The 15853-nt window shown below is 51.0% G+C and carries 16 protein-coding genes; 6 read left to right on the forward strand and 10 right to left on the reverse strand.

The annotated features are described in order from the left end of the window. Positions 1–227: 227 nt before the first annotated feature. A complete protein-coding gene (locus B7982_RS15165; protein WP_088660930.1) occupies positions 228–2330 on the reverse strand; it encodes an OmpA family protein in 2103 nt (700 codons plus the stop codon). 19 nt (positions 2331–2349) lie between these two features. Continuing rightward, on the reverse strand, positions 2350–4470 hold the full coding sequence (locus B7982_RS11860) for a polysaccharide biosynthesis tyrosine autokinase (RefSeq protein WP_088660931.1): 2121 nt from the start codon (positions 4468–4470) through the stop codon (positions 2350–2352). A 223-nt stretch (positions 4471–4693) separates the two neighbouring features. On the opposite strand from B7982_RS11860, the gene B7982_RS11865 reads away from it, so the two are divergent. From B7982_RS11865 to B7982_RS11875, 3 genes are all read left to right on the forward strand, one after another. Next, a complete protein-coding gene (locus B7982_RS11865) occupies positions 4694–5473 on the forward strand; it encodes an ABC transporter ATP-binding protein (protein WP_088660932.1) in 780 nt (259 codons plus the stop codon). Then, entirely contained in the window at positions 5470–6675 is a 1206-nt protein-coding gene (locus B7982_RS11870; RefSeq protein ID WP_088660933.1) for an ABC transporter permease, read from the forward strand. Before B7982_RS11865 ends, B7982_RS11870 begins: the two co-directional genes overlap by 4 nt. A gap of 66 nt (positions 6676–6741) precedes the next feature. Then, a complete protein-coding gene (locus B7982_RS11875; protein ID WP_088660934.1) occupies positions 6742–7383 on the forward strand; it encodes a bifunctional 4-hydroxy-2-oxoglutarate aldolase/2-dehydro-3-deoxy-phosphogluconate aldolase in 642 nt (213 codons plus the stop codon). A gap of 134 nt (positions 7384–7517) precedes the next feature. Here the strand turns inward: B7982_RS11875 and B7982_RS11880 are convergent, their stop codons facing one another. Continuing rightward, positions 7518–8387 carry a diguanylate cyclase gene (locus B7982_RS11880; RefSeq protein WP_088660935.1) on the reverse strand — a complete coding sequence of 290 codons (870 nt, stop codon included), beginning with the start codon at positions 8385–8387 and terminating at the stop codon, positions 7518–7520. Positions 8388–8437: 50 nt separating this feature from the next. Then, entirely contained in the window at positions 8438–9259 is an 822-nt protein-coding gene (locus tag B7982_RS11885; protein ID WP_088660936.1) for a menaquinone biosynthetic enzyme MqnA/MqnD family protein, read from the reverse strand. An 87-nt stretch (positions 9260–9346) separates the two neighbouring features. Here B7982_RS11885 and B7982_RS11890 point away from each other — a divergent pair, with 87 nt between their 5' ends. Together B7982_RS11890 and B7982_RS11895 are read left to right on the forward strand one after the other, a co-directional pair. Next, the gene (locus B7982_RS11890) at positions 9347–9637 is read left to right on the forward strand and encodes a hypothetical protein (protein WP_088660937.1); all 291 of its coding nucleotides are present in this window, start codon (positions 9347–9349) and stop codon (positions 9635–9637) included. A 51-nt stretch (positions 9638–9688) separates the two neighbouring features. After that, complete coding sequence (locus B7982_RS11895; protein WP_088660938.1) at positions 9689–10762, forward strand: glycoside hydrolase family 5 protein; 1074 nt, start codon at positions 9689–9691, stop codon at positions 10760–10762. Between the two features lie 77 nt (positions 10763–10839). On the opposite strand, the gene B7982_RS11900 is transcribed toward B7982_RS11895, so the two are convergent. The 6 genes from B7982_RS11900 to B7982_RS11925 form a co-directional block, all read right to left on the reverse strand. Next, positions 10840–11298: a hypothetical protein gene (locus B7982_RS11900; RefSeq protein ID WP_088660939.1), complete on the reverse strand. Its 459-nt coding sequence runs from the start codon at positions 11296–11298 to the stop codon at positions 10840–10842. A 177-nt stretch (positions 11299–11475) separates the two neighbouring features. Continuing rightward, positions 11476–12627 carry a glycosyltransferase family 2 protein gene (locus B7982_RS11905; RefSeq protein ID WP_088660984.1) on the reverse strand — a complete coding sequence of 384 codons (1152 nt, stop codon included), beginning with the start codon at positions 12625–12627 and terminating at the stop codon, positions 11476–11478. After that, entirely contained in the window at positions 12624–13100 is a 477-nt protein-coding gene (locus tag B7982_RS11910; RefSeq protein ID WP_088660940.1) for a DUF255 domain-containing protein, read from the reverse strand. Before B7982_RS11910 ends, B7982_RS11905 begins: the two co-directional genes overlap by 4 nt. After that, on the reverse strand, positions 13097–13477 hold the full coding sequence (locus tag B7982_RS11915; protein WP_088660941.1) for a hypothetical protein: 381 nt from the start codon (positions 13475–13477) through the stop codon (positions 13097–13099). Before B7982_RS11915 ends, B7982_RS11910 begins: the two co-directional genes overlap by 4 nt. Before the next feature lie 4 nt (positions 13478–13481). Then, complete coding sequence (gene ftsY, locus B7982_RS11920; protein WP_085492103.1) at positions 13482–14402, reverse strand: signal recognition particle-docking protein FtsY; 921 nt, start codon at positions 14400–14402, stop codon at positions 13482–13484. Further along, positions 14402–14983 carry an ATP-dependent Clp protease proteolytic subunit gene (locus B7982_RS11925; RefSeq protein ID WP_088660942.1) on the reverse strand — a complete coding sequence of 194 codons (582 nt, stop codon included), beginning with the start codon at positions 14981–14983 and terminating at the stop codon, positions 14402–14404. Before B7982_RS11925 ends, ftsY begins: the two co-directional genes overlap by 1 nt. 104 nt (positions 14984–15087) lie before the next feature. Here B7982_RS11925 and B7982_RS11930 point away from each other — a divergent pair, with 104 nt between their 5' ends. After that, positions 15088–15849, forward strand: coding sequence for a type I 3-dehydroquinate dehydratase (locus B7982_RS11930; RefSeq protein ID WP_088660943.1), 762 nt, complete (start codon positions 15088–15090; stop codon positions 15847–15849). The last annotated feature ends 4 nt before the right edge of the window (positions 15850–15853 follow it).

Consider the following 15853-nt stretch of genomic DNA (forward strand, 5'->3'; position numbering starts at 1 on the left):
TTAAGAATGGTCGCAGCACAAGCCTTTTAAGGAATTAAAACACCCCACATTTACTTATAAAGATCTCTATTTAGAAAGGCGCACGGGTTATCCGTGCGCTTTTTTGCGCTGTTCATGTAATTGCGTGGCGCATTCGCAACATTGTGCAGCACGTTCGCAACATCGTGCATATACAAAAAGGGCGCCCTTGCGGACGCCCCTTTTTAGTTCTCAGTTAAGATCGAAGATTACTTTTCGAACGGAACGAGTTCAACACGGCGGTTGAGCTTGCGGCCCTTCTTAGTCTTGTTATCTGCGATCGGCTTGTCAGAACCGTAACCGACTGCGCGGAGACGTTCGCTGTCAATGCCCTTCTTGACGAGGTACTTGACAACAGCCTGAGCACGCTGTTCGGACATGGTCTTGTTCTTTTCTTCAGAACCAGTGTCATCCGTGTGACCCTGGACTTCGAGGTTGACAGCCGGGAGCTTCTTGAGCAACTTAGCGATGTTGTTCAAGGTCTTGTTGCTGCTTGCAGTGAGCTTAGCAGAACCGGTCTTGAACTGGATACCCTTCTTGAGCTTGTCGAGGTCCTGGTTCTTGTTCGGGCAGCCGTTCTTATCAACTGCAACGCCAACGAGGGTGTTCGGGCACTTGTCGAGGTGATCGGCAACGCCATCCTTGTCAGAGTCAACCGGGCAACCAACTTCGTCAACAGAGACGCCAGCCGGAGTATTCGGGCACTTGTCGAGAGCATCAACGATGCCGTCCTTATCGCCATCCGGGCTGCAACCATCAGCGTTAACCGGGAGACCAGCCGGAGTGCTCGGGCACTTGTCGAGGTAGTCAGCAACGCCGTCGTTGTCAGAGTCAACCGGGCAGCCCTTGCCGTCAACAGCAATGCCAGACTGAGTATTCGGGCACTGGTCGAGGTAGTCAGCAACGCCATCCTTGTCAGAGTCGATCGGGCAGCCGTTAGCATCGATAGTAGCACCAGAAGCAGTGTTCGGGCACTTGTCGAGGTAATCAGCAACGCCATCCTTATCAGAGTCAACCGGGCAGCCAGCAGCGTCAACAACAACGTTAGCCGGAGTTTCAGCGCACTGGTCGAGACCGTCAGCAATACCGTCATTGTCGGAGTCAACCGGGCAGCCAGCAGCGTCAACAACAGCACCAGCCGGAGTTTCAGCGCACTGGTCGAGACCGTCGAACACGCCGTCGTTGTCACCGTCAACCGGGCAGCCGTTAGCGTCAACAACAGCACCAGCCGGAGTGCCTGCGCACTGGTCGATGTTGTTTGCTACGCCATCGTTATCTTCGTCAGCACCGCGGACGTTGCCGAAGCGCCAGACGAGAGATGCGGTACCTGCGTAACGCGGAGTCGGGGTATAGCCGTACTGGACCTTCTTACCGTTCTTGTCGGTGTAGTAGAGCTGATAGTGTTCAGCGCTGTGCATTTCATCCTTGTACTTCCAAGTGAAGTTGGAGAGAGCACGGATACCCACATCGAGACCGAGGGCGATGTCGATGTTTGCCGGGAGGTGGAAGCGGAAGCCCGGAGTAAGAGTGAACGGGTCATAACCCGGATCACGCGGATATTCACCCTTTTCAACACGGAATTCACCGTTAGCTTCAACGAAGAAGTCCATCCAGTCAGTCGGGAGAACGTTGATGCCACCACCGTAGACGAGAGTGTTAGAGCCCTTCGTCACAGTGCCGACGAAACCGACGTTACCGTTGAAACGGAGCGGAGCGCCAACCTTCTGGAGGTCGAGAGTGAGGATCAATTCGCCACCGAATGCCATGTTGCGGAGGCCGTACGGATGGGTTTCACCACCCTTGGCATGCAAGAACCAAGCATGACGCGGACGAACACCGACGGACTTGTCGCCAGTCGGGAAGTAGAACTGAGCAGCAATGGCAGCGTTGAAGATGCCATCAGTCATTTCATCGAGCGGAAGCTTTGCCTTTGCCCAGAGTTCGAGGTCACCACGGCTAGCCTTCCACATGTCACCTTCGCCGTTTGCCGGGGAGTTGGCATGATCGTAGTAAAGCGGAAGAGCAAGACCCACGTCAATGAAATCAGTAACGCCAGCTGCAAAGTTGATATTTGCAGTAAGGCTACCAGCATTGTCGTAGAAGGATGCACTCTTGCCACCCTTGCTATAGGCACCACCACGGGTGAGGGACCAAGCGTCATAAGAGACCTGGCCACCGAAACCGGCAGCAAAGCCACCTTCACCGAGGGTTTGGGCTGTTTTCTGGTTGAGACCATCGGCTCCGCCCATCAGGCCAGACTGCGCGAAAGCGAAGCTACCGGCCAAGAGAGACATTGCGACTATTTTTTTCATCTATTCTCCTTGTTATTGGTTAATATTTCTTGTGGTAGCCATAGTAGCCGTAACTACCATAGCCGTACCCCGCATGACGTTCACACTTGTTGAAGACAAACGCCTTCTGCAATGGTGTTTCCGTACTGCGGTCAAAAGTATTCAAGGCATCTTGGATGCTTTCAATGGTATGAGCTGCATGCTTCAAGACACACAACAGGTAATCCGCATGCTTTTCGACAAGCAATGCGTCACTGCACTGGAATACTGGAGGAGTATCCAGAACAATCAAATCATACTTATCCTTGAATGCGTCAAGGAAAGCGCTAAATCTAGAGCTATTCAAAAGTCCACCTGGGTTCACAACACGCGCACCCGAACCGAGAACGTAGAAATTATCTGTAACCTTGACAACATATTCATCGCTATAATCTTCCTTTTCGAGCATTTCGCACAAGCCCTTCTGGCTATGCTTGAACAAATGACCGCGACGGAGATCCATATCGACGAGCAAGACCTTCTTGCCAGACATGGCAAAAGAAGCTGCAAGGTTTGTAGAGACAAAAGACTTACCGACTCCCTGTACAAGACCGGAAACCATAAGCACCTTCTTGCCATCAGAGAATACAGAAAACTCGAGAGCCGTACGGAGAGCGCGGATGCCTTCGGCAAACGGATCGTCAGGCTTGACCGAGACGCAAGGTTTCATCACGTCGTTCTGGGTCTTGCCATCGAGCATCGGGAGCTTGCCATAAACGCCAACTCCCGTAGCCTGTTCGACCTCGCTACTGCTGCAAACACCGTTTGCAAGCATGCGGCGGATATAGACGATAAAGCAGCCGAGAAGCAGGAATGCAGCAACCACACCCAAGAAAATCAACTTGCGGTTCGGCTTGCTCGGCAGGAGCGGAGCGTAGGCCTGGTCCACAATGCGGACGTTACCGACTTCACCAGCCTGAACCACGCGCAACTGCTGGATATTGTTCAACAGGTTCGTATAGAGCTTGTTGTTAACTTCAACTTCTTCTTGCAGAGAGAGGACTTCCTGCTGCACGACGGGCAAGGTTGCAGCGGAGCGCTGCTGCTTAGCCAGTTCGCGACGAAGTCTAGACTGCTGTTCTTCAATAGTGCGGACCGTCGGGTGTTCCGCACGGAACAGGCGCAAGGCCTCCTGCTTTTTCTGTTCAAGTTCGATAAGGCGCTGTTGCAAGGAAACATCTTTTTCCAAATGAACACGGGTTTCACCAGTCAGGTCGATTGTCCCCTTGGAGTTGCGGAACGACGTAAGCTTCTGTTCTGCAGAATCGAGCTTGGCCTTAACGCCCGGCAATTGCTCTTCGAGGAATGCCAAAGTCTTCTTGGCTTCGGCACTGCGCATTTCGATGTTCTGCTTCAGATAGGTATTTGCAATAGTGTTCAGAATGGCAGCAACGCGGTCTGCATAGCGGTTCTCGAGCGAGACTCTGATGATGCCGGAATTCTTACCTTCTTCAGAAATGCTGAGACCCTTGAGGAGGGAGGCAGCCGCAATCTGCGGATGCACGGCAGAAAGTAAAAAGGTCTGACCAACAGTCGCGGTCAGGGACTTGACGCAGATGACCAAAGTATCACCAGCGAACGGCTTACGATAAGTTTCACCAACGGAACCAGAAAGGACGACCTCGCCCTCCAGTCCGATTACTTCGTATGCACTGGAATCTGCAGTCACGCGAGCAACAAGCTTGCCTTTGGCTTCCTGGAAAGCACGAGGAATAACCAGCAGTTCAAGATCCATGCGGCCTTCGTGATGGAGCAGGCGGTCCTGCTTGTTCAGCGGAGTAGCAGAGAAGCAGAGTCTTTCTTCGTTCACGACATGGTCAAGAACGACACGGCTCTTGATAAGTTCCATTTCTGCAGCAGACGGAGTAGAGACATCCAGCAAGGCGCCCATTTCGCCAAGGGCGAGTCCTTGTTTATTTCCTTTAACATTTACCTGAAGAAGGATGTCGCTTCTGTACGACGGGCGAAGCCACATCGAGACAAATCCGCCAAAAATAACGCCAAGGAACAAGAAAATAAGTAAGAATTTCCACTTACCTTTTAAATACACCAATATCTCAAGAATGTCGATTTCGTCATCGGCAGACGCATTCGAAGCATTTTGAGTCATTTTCTCGTTCATTAAAATCTCCAAGGACACAGAACCGACCACCTAGCGTGGTCCAATTCGGAATATAAAATAAAAAAAAATTTAATGTTTATACATTGAAACATAAGAATCATGTAACTTTTTGGTGCTTTTAAAGTATTTCGCCCCCGAAAAGGCAAAAAAAGATATTCTTGCGATGTAAAAGCAACCTAATCAACGGGTTAAAGCATCCAAAGAGGCAAGAAAAAAGGTCTTTATGCAAACCGAACAACCGATACTTTCTGTTCAGAACTTACGTCGTGACTTTAAAATGGGCGACGAAATTGTCCACGCCCTCCGTGGCGTAAGCTTCGATATTTACCCCGGCGAATTCGTGACCATCATGGGCACATCCGGCTCCGGCAAGTCCACCATGCTGAACATTCTAGGGTGCATGGATCGACCGACTTCAGGACACTATATATTAGATGGGCAACATACCGAGACATTGAAGCGCGACGCGCTCGCACGCATTCGGAGCCAGAAGCTCGGGTTCGTATTCCAGAGCTACAACCTGCTCAGCCGCACGACCGCCATCGAAAACGTAGAGCTCCCCCTATTATATAATTCAAAGATTTCCGCCGAAGAACGCCGCCACCGTGCCATCGAAGCTTTAAAGATGGTCGGGCTCGAAAGCCGCATGAACCACCTGCCAAACCAGCTCTCGGGCGGTCAGCAGCAACGCGTGGCCATCGCGCGAGCCCTCGTGAACGACCCCGTCATCATTCTTGCAGACGAAGCGACCGGCAACCTCGATACCCGCACGAGCTACGAAATCATGATGATATTCCAGGAACTGCACCGGCAAGGCAAGACCATCGCCTTCGTGACGCACGAACCCGACATCGCCACCTTCAGCGGACGCACTATCACCCTCCGAGACGGACTCCTGAAAAAAGATGTCATCAACGAAAAAGTACAAGATGCCAAAGTAGCATTCGAAATGCTCCCGCCACCAGAAACATTTGAAGACGACGAAGAAGGAGAAGTGGAATGAATCCGTTTACCTTAGCCAAGATTGCTCTCCGCGCATTGCTCCGTAACCGCATGCGCACATTCCTCTCCGTACTCGGTATCGTCATCGGCGTTGCCGCCGTCATCACCATGGTCGCCATGGGCGAAGGCTCCAAGAAGTCCATCAAGGAACAGATGACCGCAATGGGAACAAACGCCATCACCATCATGCCAAACCAAAGCCGCCGAGGCGGCGTCCAGACGGAATCGACCGAAACTCTCGAAGAAGAAGACGTCATCGCCATCCGCGAAAACGCAAACTACATCAACGGCGTTTCACCTATGGTCACAGTCGGAGGGCAGGCCATCGTCGGAAACAACAACTCGCCCACCACGCTCTCCGGTGTTTCTGCTGACTACCTCAAAATTCGCAACTACGAAATCCAGGACGGCGTGATGTTTGACGATGAAACCGACCGCATGGCAAAAGTCTGCGTCATCGGACAAACTGTCGTCAAAAACCTGTTCCCGGACACCGACCCGATTGGCAAGACCATCCGCTACAAGAGCATTCCGCTGAAAGTCATCGGCACACTCAAAGCTAAAGGTTCCGGCGATTTCGGGCAAGACCAGGACGATGTGATTTTCACTCCATACCAAACTGTGATGAGGCGATTCTCCGCCACGACGAATATCCGACAGATTTACGCGAACTCCATCGGTGAAGGCTATGCCGCAAAAGCGACCGAAGAAATCATGACCATTCTAAAGGAACGCCGCAACTGGACCAAACCGACCGACCCATTCCGCGTGTTCACGCAAGAAGAAATGATCCAGATGGTCACCAGTACTTCCGATATGCTATCGCTCGTGCTCACCGCCATCGCAGGAATTAGTTTGTTTGTTGGCGGTATCGGCATCATGAACATCATGTACGTGTCCGTCACCGAACGCACAAAGGAAATCGGCCTTCGTATGGCAATCGGCGCCCGCGGCCGCGACATTCTTTTACAGTTTTTGTTCGAATCCGTAATTATCAGCTTGCTCGGTGGCGCGATTGGAATTGCGCTCGGCATTGCCGCTTCAGAAACTGTAAAGATTGCAATGAACTGGCCCATGAGCGTCTCTGTCACAAGCGTCATCGTGAGCTTTGGCGTGTGCTTTGCCACAGGCGTATTCTTCGGATGGTACCCCGCCCGCAAGGCAAGCAGGCTCGACCCGATTGAAGCGCTTAGGTTTGAGTAGGATAGTCAAAAGAAAAAAATTTCATTTTTCTTGTCACATTCCCTATTCATAAGCTATTTTAAAGTCATGAATTTCCTTGAATTTTTACAACCGATGCCAGTCGTGGGCATTCTCCGCGACATTCCTCAGGGCGCCGAAGAAGCGTGCGTGAACGCATCTGCAAAGTGCGGACTCAAGGCGATTGAGGTCACGATGAACACTGCTGCAGCAACCGAGATTATCGCAAAGCTCAAGTCTTACGCTAAGCCGCTTGGAATCAAGGTCGGCGCAGGTACGGTCCGTCACGGGAGCGATGTAGAAAAGGCGATTTCTGCAGGTGCCGAATTCATCGTCACACCGAACACGCGTCACGAAGTCATCCGACTTTCGAATACGGCAGGCATCCCGATTATCCCGGGAGCACTCACGCCGACCGAAGTGCAGAAGGCTTACGACCTTGGCGCAACCGCTATCAAGATTTTTCCGGTGAACTGCGTAGGCGGTCCAGAATACATCAAGGCATTGCGTGGGCCATTCCGCGACATCCCGCTGATGGCATGCGGTGGCGTGAACGCAGAGAACGCCGCAAGCTACTTGAAGGCTAGCGCAAACTTGCTTTCGTTCGGCGGGAGCATCTTCAATGCAGAACTTATGAAGGCGGGCGACTGGGCAACCATCGAAGCTAAGATGCAGAAGCTGTTGGAAGCCGTCAAGGCTGCGATTGCATAACTAGCCTAGCGAGACAATTTTGAACAATGCGAAAATGCCGCGGTTTTTTCCGCGGCTTTTCTTTTTGCGGCTTTGCCGCCATACTTTAAACTAGTAACTATTAACTACTAACTAGCAACTGCAGCGCAGCTGCATTAGCTACGTCCAGCGCGCATCTTGCGTTTGCATTCGTACATAGAAGCGTCCGCACTGCGAAGCATCTCGTCCATGTCCTTGTAGTCTTCGGCAGAGCTTGCAGTTCCATACGCAAAGGCTACCGTCTGGTCTACAATCGTAAGCGACTTCACAGCCTCTTGCATTCTCTCGGCACAGACAAACGCCCCCTTCAAATCAGTATCCGGGCAGATGACCATGAACTCATCGCCCCCCATGCGGAACAGCATATCCGATTCGCGAAGCAGCTTGTTGCAAGCGTTCACGACAGAACGGAGTAACAGGTCGCCAGCCAAGTGACCATGCTGGTCATTGATTTTTTTGAGACCGTTCAAGTCAAAATAAATCAGCGAGAAATTCGTACCATAGCGCTTGCTGCGGGCGAACAATTCTCGAAGCGAACAGATAGCATGCCTACGGTTGTAGGCGCCCGTCAAGTCGTCCGTCAAAGAGATTTCACGCAAGTTGCGGAGCGAACGCGCCAGTCGCAGATGCACACCGATTCTTGCAAGCAAGATATCAGACGCAGCAGACTTGCAGACAAAATCAGAAGCTCCCGACTGGAACCCCTGCGTGACACTCGCTTCATTTTCCTGATTCGTGAGGAATATAATCGGCAAGTCATCTAGCGGGAACTGCTTGCGGATATTCAGGCAGACGTCGAAACCATTCATGTTTGGCATATTGACGTCAAGCACCACAAGCTCCACGGGATTGTTGTTCAGGTACTCCAATGCTTCGGCACCGGATTTGCAGCCGATAACTTCGTACCCAACTGCTTTCAGAACATCCGAATCTCTTTTTAATTCAACATCATCATCGTCGACGATAAGAATTTTTTCCTCTACCATTTTGTTCTCCTTACCATCCCAACACTCATTCCAACCGCTATAAAATAAAATTACTCGAGGAACTCTATCGGCGGAGCGGAATCAACTAACCCCATTTGAGCCGCCAATTTGAAAAACAGTGATAACGATTGTTTACGTTCATCAGTAAAATGGTAATCGAGCACACTAAAGTAATCTTCGATAAGAGGGCGAGGCAAATTCACCGGATACTTCGCAAGCCACACGTCCAGCGCCTGCGACGGATTTTTACGGAACTCGCGAATGCCTGTTTCCAAACGCACCATATAATCATCGAGAACAGGGCGCAAGCGTGCCGAAAGTGCATCCTTCGAAATAAGCCAAGCACCAAACACAAAAGGGAGTCCTTGCCATTCCTGCCAGAGAGTCCCCAAGTCATAGCTATACGCAAAGCGGTGGCGTTCATTTTCTTCAAGCGCCAAGTCGCCAATCAAGAGGCAAGCATCATCGGTCGATTCAGCCGCAAGCCCCGGCACATATTCCGGGCGAAGGCCATAGCGCTTTTCAAGGAGAATCCGCAATAACGTAACAGACGTCTTGCTCTGCGATGTCATACGGATGCGTTTGTCCGAAAGATCCTCAATCGGGTAACGCGAAAAAAGCTTGACCGACCGCACCTCAAAGGAACACGACGTGCAATGCACAGGCGATAGCACAAAGGCACCCGGCTTTTGCGCAAACGTAATCGAAGACGCCGGAGAAAGGTGGATAGAGCCATCCTTGAGACCTGCACTATGGGCACTCGGCGGGCCATCGACAAAGGCCACCTCGGGAAATTCGTTTTCGCGCCCGACAGAATTGAAGAAAAACGGCGCACAGACCAAAAAAGGGATTCGACCAACACGGAGAGTCATGTAAAAAAGTTAAATTTTTACGCGTGGCGAAATTGTATGCCACATCAAAACAAACCGATTAATTTAAACGTTAATGGCTAAAGAATAATGGCTGTATTTCACGTGAAGAAGACCTCGCTCGGCGATGACCAGACTAGTCTGGTTTTCAAGGGCAAGATTGTAGAAGGCCCGATCAGCAAGGGTATGACCATCGAAATTCCTGTGACGCAGGAAGCTGTCGTCAAAATGAAAATTTACGACGTCGTCCAGTTCGACAAGCAAAAGGACGAAGACAAGAAGGTGGGCCTGGTTGTAGATTTTTATAACCTTCCCGACGATATGGAAGTCATCATGGACTTGAACATCGCCGATGAAGATTTGAACATCGTAAACGAATAACCTATTCATTCAAACCGGCTGTTTCGGCAGCCAAAGTATGGGACGGCACGCATGAAGAAAGAAAGATTGCGCGGAGTGAATTTGGGCGGATGGTTCAGTCAGGTTGACTGTATCGAAGAAAAGGACCCTGTCGGTTTTCCGGGGGTCGTAGGTCACATCAAGACGTTCCTTGGAACAAGCGATTTCAAGCGCATCCACGATGCGGGGTTCAACCACGTTCGCTTGCCGGTCGACTACTTTAATTTATTTAAAGGCGACGATCTCAAGCCGGACGAAGAAATCTTTGCGCTTCTGGACAAGGCGCTCAAGGACATTCAGGATGCAGACCTGGACGTGATTCTCGACCTTCACAAGTGCCCGGGTCACGACTTCCACCTCGCCAGCAATCACGAACAAGCTTTCTTTGCCGATGCGAACGCCCGCAAGGACACGCGCAAGATTTGGGCATTCATGGCTGAACGCTATAGTTCCATGCCGCGCGTGATGATGGAACTTTTGAATGAACCGGCCGCAAGCGATTCCAAGGTTTGGGATAAAGTCAAGGACGAAATCTTCTGGGAAATCCGCAAGCACGCTCCGAAGAACACTATCGTCGTAGGCGCCAACAAGTGGAACAGCGCAAGGGAATTCGAATTCTTGACACCGCTCGATGACGACAACGCTATCTACAGTTTCCATACCTACACACCGGTGACATTTACGCACCAGGGCGCCGCTTGGATTGATGATCCGTTCTTCAAGATTGAACGCCCGTGGCCAGGCGATTACGCCGCCCCCGAAGTTGGCGGCACAACACGTTTGAACGTGGAATACGGCAAGTGGGACAAGGCCCAGTTGCAGGCAAGCATCCAGAACGCTCTTGATTTCCGCGCCAAGTATGACTTGCCGGTAAGCTGCAACGAGTTCGGCGTTTACGTACAAGTTCCTCGCAAGTATCAGCTTGCCTGGATGCGCGACTTCCTCGACATCCTCCGCGATGCCGACGTGGGTTACAGCTACTGGAATTACAAGAATCTGGACTTCGGTCTTGTCTCGAAGGGCGAATCACTGCACAACAATCTGGAGCAATACAATAACCCCGAACGCCTCGACCGCGAACTCATGGAAATGATCGCGAAAGGGTAACGGCTTCGCTGCAGTAAACAGTAAGAAGTAGACCGTAAACAGTAGAATGTTATGCCCGCCATGAGCGGGCATTTTTTTTACATCTCAATGAGAATGCCGGCTTGCAAGTACCAATAACCTTCGCCGGAGTGGTTCAAGAACTGGTAACCGGTCGAAACAATAATCGACGTGCGGTCGCCATTCTTAATGTCGAGTCCGCCACCGGCACGCCAGAACATCTGATCGTCCTTGCCGAACATATAGCCAAAATCGCCTGTAGCAATCGGCAACACTGTACGACCAATCGGGAGACGCACCCAGAGGCTTCCGGAAACAGGAATATACCCAACGTTGTCGAGCTCCTCATAGCCAACACCAACACCAGCAAAAACCATCTGGTCAATCGGATACCACAAATGGCCATAGAAGCTCATGTTGAAATCACCCATGTGGCTCACGCTATTGCAGATACCGCCTTGGGCATCCATTGTAAAAGCGCTCGCCGGAGTAGCGACAAATGCAAGTGCGAAAAGTAATGTTATCAAAATTTTCTTCATATCTCGACACTCTAATATATAATTTCTATTCACTTACGAGATGGCGATCCCGCAACAAGTGCGGGATGACACTACGAAACAAGACATCACTGGATCCTTCGACTCCGTTACACTTCGCTCAGGATGACACAATACTTTCGTCTCTCGTCTACCAGCGTAGCGGTCTTTCGTCTAATACTACTCATCGCTGCGAGCTTCGCGAGCCCAGCCACCACTGCGTTCACGCTTAAACGCAAGGAAGAATCCCTTGAGCATCGCGAGGTTCATAAGCAAGAAGTAATAGGCGCTCGGCAAGATTCGCGTCACCGCCACAAGCAGCGCAAGCGTCATGCAGCCAAAAGAAACCTGGTAGAAAAGGCCCTTCGTCAAAAGGAACGCATTTGCCACGTACAAAAGAATAATGATATGCGGCGAGAACCAGCGCACAATCTTGTGCGAGAAGAACAGGTAAGCCAGCAACGGGCGGAACGGATTCAAAAGCGGCAAGTAAGAGAACAAATAGTTGAAGTTCGCACGGCCAATGCGCACCTTGCGCCTGTATTCACCGCTCGATTCCTTCGAAGTCTGTTCCGTACCAATAGCGCTATCCACAAACGTACAGAAGTAGCCCTTCTGCAAGATCTTCGTCGTCACAAAGAAGTCGTCCATGACGCTCTTCTTGACCGGAAGTTCCGTATAAAGTTCCTTGCGAATGGCATAAAGGGCACCGTTACCGCCAATTAAACGATCGAGCACGCCCTCGAACTTTTTGATTTCACTTTCCAAATCCCAGTAAGAGCTTTCGCCCTTGCCAAGCACACTTCCGCTCTTGTCCGAAAGAATCAAGTGACCACAAGCACAACCAATCTTTTTATCCTTGAACGGGTCCACAAGCTTGCGTACCACATTCGGGAAGAACATCGTATTTGCATCGCAGAACAAGAGGATATCGTTCTTTGCAATTTTCTGCAAGCGGTTCAGCATGGCAGCCTTGCCCGCATTCTTCGGTGCCTTGACCAAAGTAATTCCCTGGTCGGCATAGCGGGCGACAATTTCAGCCGTCTTGTCCGCAGAGCCGTCATCGCCGATCAGGACTTCCAGCTTTTCCTTGGGGTAGTCGATTTCAAGAATGTTGTGGATTTTGCGTTCAATCACCGCTTCTTCGTTATATGCCGAAATCAGGATAGACACCGTCGGGAGTTCGGAGGCCCCATCCACCGGCTTCTTTTTGCGCTTGAAGATTTCGCTCACAAACGGGAGCGTCATCGGGAACAGCAAATAGCAATGGACAATCAAGAACAAAAGAACCCAGAATGCAATCTGAGCATAAAAGAGAACGTCTTCACTCATTTCGAAATCCACTCCTTCTCTTTCTCGAGAATTTGATAAAGCAAATACTTCATTTCCTCAGCAGTAAATGAATCCTTTATCGTCAAAATTGAAAGCCCTTTCGGGGCAATAAGGACAAATGCAGGCAGCACACTCAGGTTCCAAACGTCAAAATAACAACGCTGCACCGTCTTGCGTTTTCCATCACAAACAATCGTATCCTGAGAATCGGCATCGAGCTTTACCGGAATAAACTTTGTATTCAGGATCGATGCTACCGTCGGGTCCGAATAAGTGTTTGCGTCCATAATTCGGCAAGGCACACACCAGTCCGCATAAAGATCTACAAAAATAAGCTTGTTTGAATCTTTCGCCTTTTCCAATGCTTCGGTGTAGTTCATCCAATGCACAAGCTTAGGCTTCGGCGGAGGAGCCGCAAATGCAGAAAGCGCAAGGCTTAGCGCCAATACAACCCACAAACACGCTCTCATCATTTTTTGCCCTTCTTTTGCACCGGCACCACTTTAGGGATGCCCAACAACGAATCAATTCTTTCAGAAACCGCCAACTGGAACGGCATCCAGCGCTTTTCGTCTTCGAGAAGTTCATCGGTCGCCTTGAGGAACTCCTCGCGGGTGTAGCCGTACTTCTTCAACACATCGCGACGCACAAGGCGCCCCATGGGAGAATCGCCACCATAAAGCTGTTCGGCAACTCGCATTTCTACAAACGCAGACACAAGGTGGTCATCGGTATTCTCGGGCGTCTTCGAAAAAATGAACAACGCCAAAATGACCACCCCAACGACGAGGGCAATCACATAGATAGCCGAATGCAGAAATGCAAAGATTGCGCGAAGCTTCGAGAGCAATAGACTACTCCCTGTTTTCTAGAGCGTTTTCGAAGAGACCGTCAACGTAGTCGCGCTTGTTGAATTCCACGAGCTGGTCGATGCGTTCGCCCATGCCGACCCAGCGGATCGGAATTTGCAACGAACTAGCAATCGAGAGCACGGAGCCACCACGCGCGGTTCCATCGAGCTTTGTCACCACAAGACCTGTGAGAGGGAAGCTCTGGTTGAAAATCTTCGTCTGGTTGATGGTGTTCTGTCCGGTGTTGCCGTCAATCACAAGCCACATGTCATGCGGCATGTCCGGGCTCACCTTCTTGATGACGCGAACAATCTTCTTGAGTTCTTCCATCAAGTAGTCTTTGTTGTGCAAACGGCCAGCGGTATCAATCAAGACAACATCGCAACCACGGGCGACAGCCGCACTGCAAGCATCGTATGCCACGGCAGCCGGGTCGGAGCCTTCCTGATGCTTCACGAATTCAGCACCCGAGCGTTCGGCCCATGTTTCAAGCTGGTCAATTGCAGCCGCACGGAACGTATCGCAAGCGGCAATCATGACCTTCTTGCCTTCGTTCTTGAGGCGGGCGGCAAGCTTACCGATTGTCGTCGTCTTGCCTGCTCCGTTCACACCAATCACGAGCACCACATGCGGCTTGCCCTTGAGTTCAAACGGAGGAGGATCCTTGAGCAAGCGTTCCGCTTCGTTACGCATGATGTCGAGCACCTGCTCTGTCGTAAGCGACTTGCCCAAAGCGTTTTCGCGGAGCGCATCCGTCAAAAGGAATGCCGCTTCGACGCCGACATCAGCCTTGATGAGATGCTCTTCGAGTTCTTCGAGCGTCTCGTCCGTAATCTTACCGGCACCGACAATCCCCTTCAACTCCCCGAGGAGAGCGTCGCGGGTCTTGGCAAGGCCACTCTTAATTGCAGAAAATAAACCCATTAGATAATACTCTCGACTTTATCCACGAGACCGTAAGCCTTGGCCTCTTCGGCAGACATAAAGTTGTCGCGTTCGGTATCGCGGTCAATCTGTTCAATCGTGTGACCAGAAGTTTCAGCAAGAATCTTGCCCGTGATGCCACGGATACGAAGCATTTCTTCGGCCTGAATCTGGATATCGCTTGCAGGGGCGACAATCTCGCCATGAATGAGCGGCTGGTGGATCATGATGCGGGCGTTCGGCCATGCAGCGCGCTTGCCCTTTGCACCGGCAGTGAGGAGCACGGCACCCATCGAGGCAGCCTGTCCACAGCAAACCGTCACGACATCACTTTCAATAGCGTTCATGCAGTCGTAAATGGCAAGACCACTAGAAATCACGCCACCCGGGCTGTTGATGAAGAAAATAATGTCTTCGTGATTCAAAGAATCCAGGTACAGGAGCTGCTTCACAATGCGTTCGGCACTTTCGTCATCGACACCACCCCACAAGAAAATTCTGCGCTTGGAGGCGAGGTATTCTTCAGCCTTCTTGAGCATGTCCGGGGTCTGCTTTTCTTTGTTTTCGTTACAATCTGCCATAAAAATTCCTTTTGTTCTATTATAATGTAGAAAATTCAATATATTATCGTTCGTCATTGGTCATTAGTCAACTATTATTAGAGAGTTGCTAAATTTGCACCACCATGCCAACAGATTCTCAAAAATACCTAGTCGGGCTCGTGAGTCCCGAAACGCTTACCGCCGCCGAGAGCGAAGAACTCCACCCGGCGCGCATTGACTACGAAAGCTGCGACATCCTCGAAATCCGCTACGACTTTTTTGACGAATCCGAATGGACAGGGCTTTCAGCAAGAATCCGCAAGCTCGTCCCGAACGCAATTCAGCTCGGCACAATCCGCCTCAAGCGTGATGGCGGTACATTCCCCGATGCACGAGCCATCGAGCGCCTCGGACTTTTCGAACAAATTCTTAACGCATCGGACGTCCCGGAATGGCTGGACCTTGAACGCGACTGCTTGCACGACTATGACAAGCTCCGCGAACTTGCTACCCCAAAGGGCGTGAAGATCCTCATTTCCGAGCACAACTTCACCCGCATCCCGAGCGACCTCGAACTCAAGAACTACCTCACCGACGTCAAACGAGTCAAGGCAGACGGCATCAAAATCGCCGCCATGAGCAACTCCGAAGACGACTGCACGCGCCTCTACAAGTTCGCCAAAAGGGCAAAAGGGTTCAAGTTCATCGCCGCATTCGGCATGGGCGAAACCGGAAAAATCAGCCGAATTTGGTCTTTGAAGGAGGGCGCAAACCTCACTTACGGTTCCATCGGAAAGGCGGCCGCCCCCGGCCAAATTGACGTTGCACTCATGAAAAAAGCCATCGACAGGCTCGAAAATACCACTTCACAGCTAGAATTATCTTCTTTTTTAAACATATTTTAGATAT

It is taken from the genome of Fibrobacter sp. UWB2 (assembly GCF_002210425.1).
GTDB classification, from domain to species: Bacteria; Fibrobacterota; Fibrobacteria; order Fibrobacterales; family Fibrobacteraceae; genus Fibrobacter; species Fibrobacter elongatus.

Bases quoted from the DNA above. Each gene is read 5' to 3' on its own strand.
- ftsY (WP_085492103.1), bottom strand. From the start codon at position 14,402: ATGGGTTTATTTTCTGCAATTAAGAGTGGCCTTGCCAAGACCCGCGAC.
- B7982_RS11865 (WP_088660932.1), top strand. From the start codon at position 4,694: ATGCAAACCGAACAACCGATACTTTCTGTTCAGAACTTACGTCGTGAC.
- B7982_RS11880 (WP_088660935.1), bottom strand. From the start codon at position 8,387: ATGGTAGAGGAAAAAATTCTTATCGTCGACGATGATGATGTTGAATTA.
- B7982_RS11910 (WP_088660940.1), bottom strand. From the start codon at position 13,100: ATGATGAGAGCGTGTTTGTGGGTTGTATTGGCGCTAAGCCTTGCGCTT.
- B7982_RS11900 (WP_088660939.1), bottom strand. From the start codon at position 11,298: ATGAAGAAAATTTTGATAACATTACTTTTCGCACTTGCATTTGTCGCT.
- B7982_RS11885 (WP_088660936.1), bottom strand. From the start codon at position 9,259: ATGACTCTCCGTGTTGGTCGAATCCCTTTTTTGGTCTGTGCGCCGTTT.
- B7982_RS15165 (WP_088660930.1), bottom strand. From the start codon at position 2,330: ATGAAAAAAATAGTCGCAATGTCTCTCTTGGCCGGTAGCTTCGCTTTC.
- B7982_RS11870 (WP_088660933.1), top strand. From the start codon at position 5,470: ATGAATCCGTTTACCTTAGCCAAGATTGCTCTCCGCGCATTGCTCCGT.
- B7982_RS11905 (WP_088660984.1), bottom strand. From the start codon at position 12,627: ATGAGTGAAGACGTTCTCTTTTATGCTCAGATTGCATTCTGGGTTCTT.
- B7982_RS11875 (WP_088660934.1), top strand. From the start codon at position 6,742: ATGAATTTCCTTGAATTTTTACAACCGATGCCAGTCGTGGGCATTCTC.
- B7982_RS11895 (WP_088660938.1), top strand. From the start codon at position 9,689: ATGAAGAAAGAAAGATTGCGCGGAGTGAATTTGGGCGGATGGTTCAGT.
- B7982_RS11930 (WP_088660943.1), top strand. From the start codon at position 15,088: ATGCCAACAGATTCTCAAAAATACCTAGTCGGGCTCGTGAGTCCCGAA.
- B7982_RS11925 (WP_088660942.1), bottom strand. From the start codon at position 14,983: ATGGCAGATTGTAACGAAAACAAAGAAAAGCAGACCCCGGACATGCTC.
- B7982_RS11890 (WP_088660937.1), top strand. From the start codon at position 9,347: ATGGCTGTATTTCACGTGAAGAAGACCTCGCTCGGCGATGACCAGACT.
- B7982_RS11860 (WP_088660931.1), bottom strand. From the start codon at position 4,470: ATGAACGAGAAAATGACTCAAAATGCTTCGAATGCGTCTGCCGATGAC.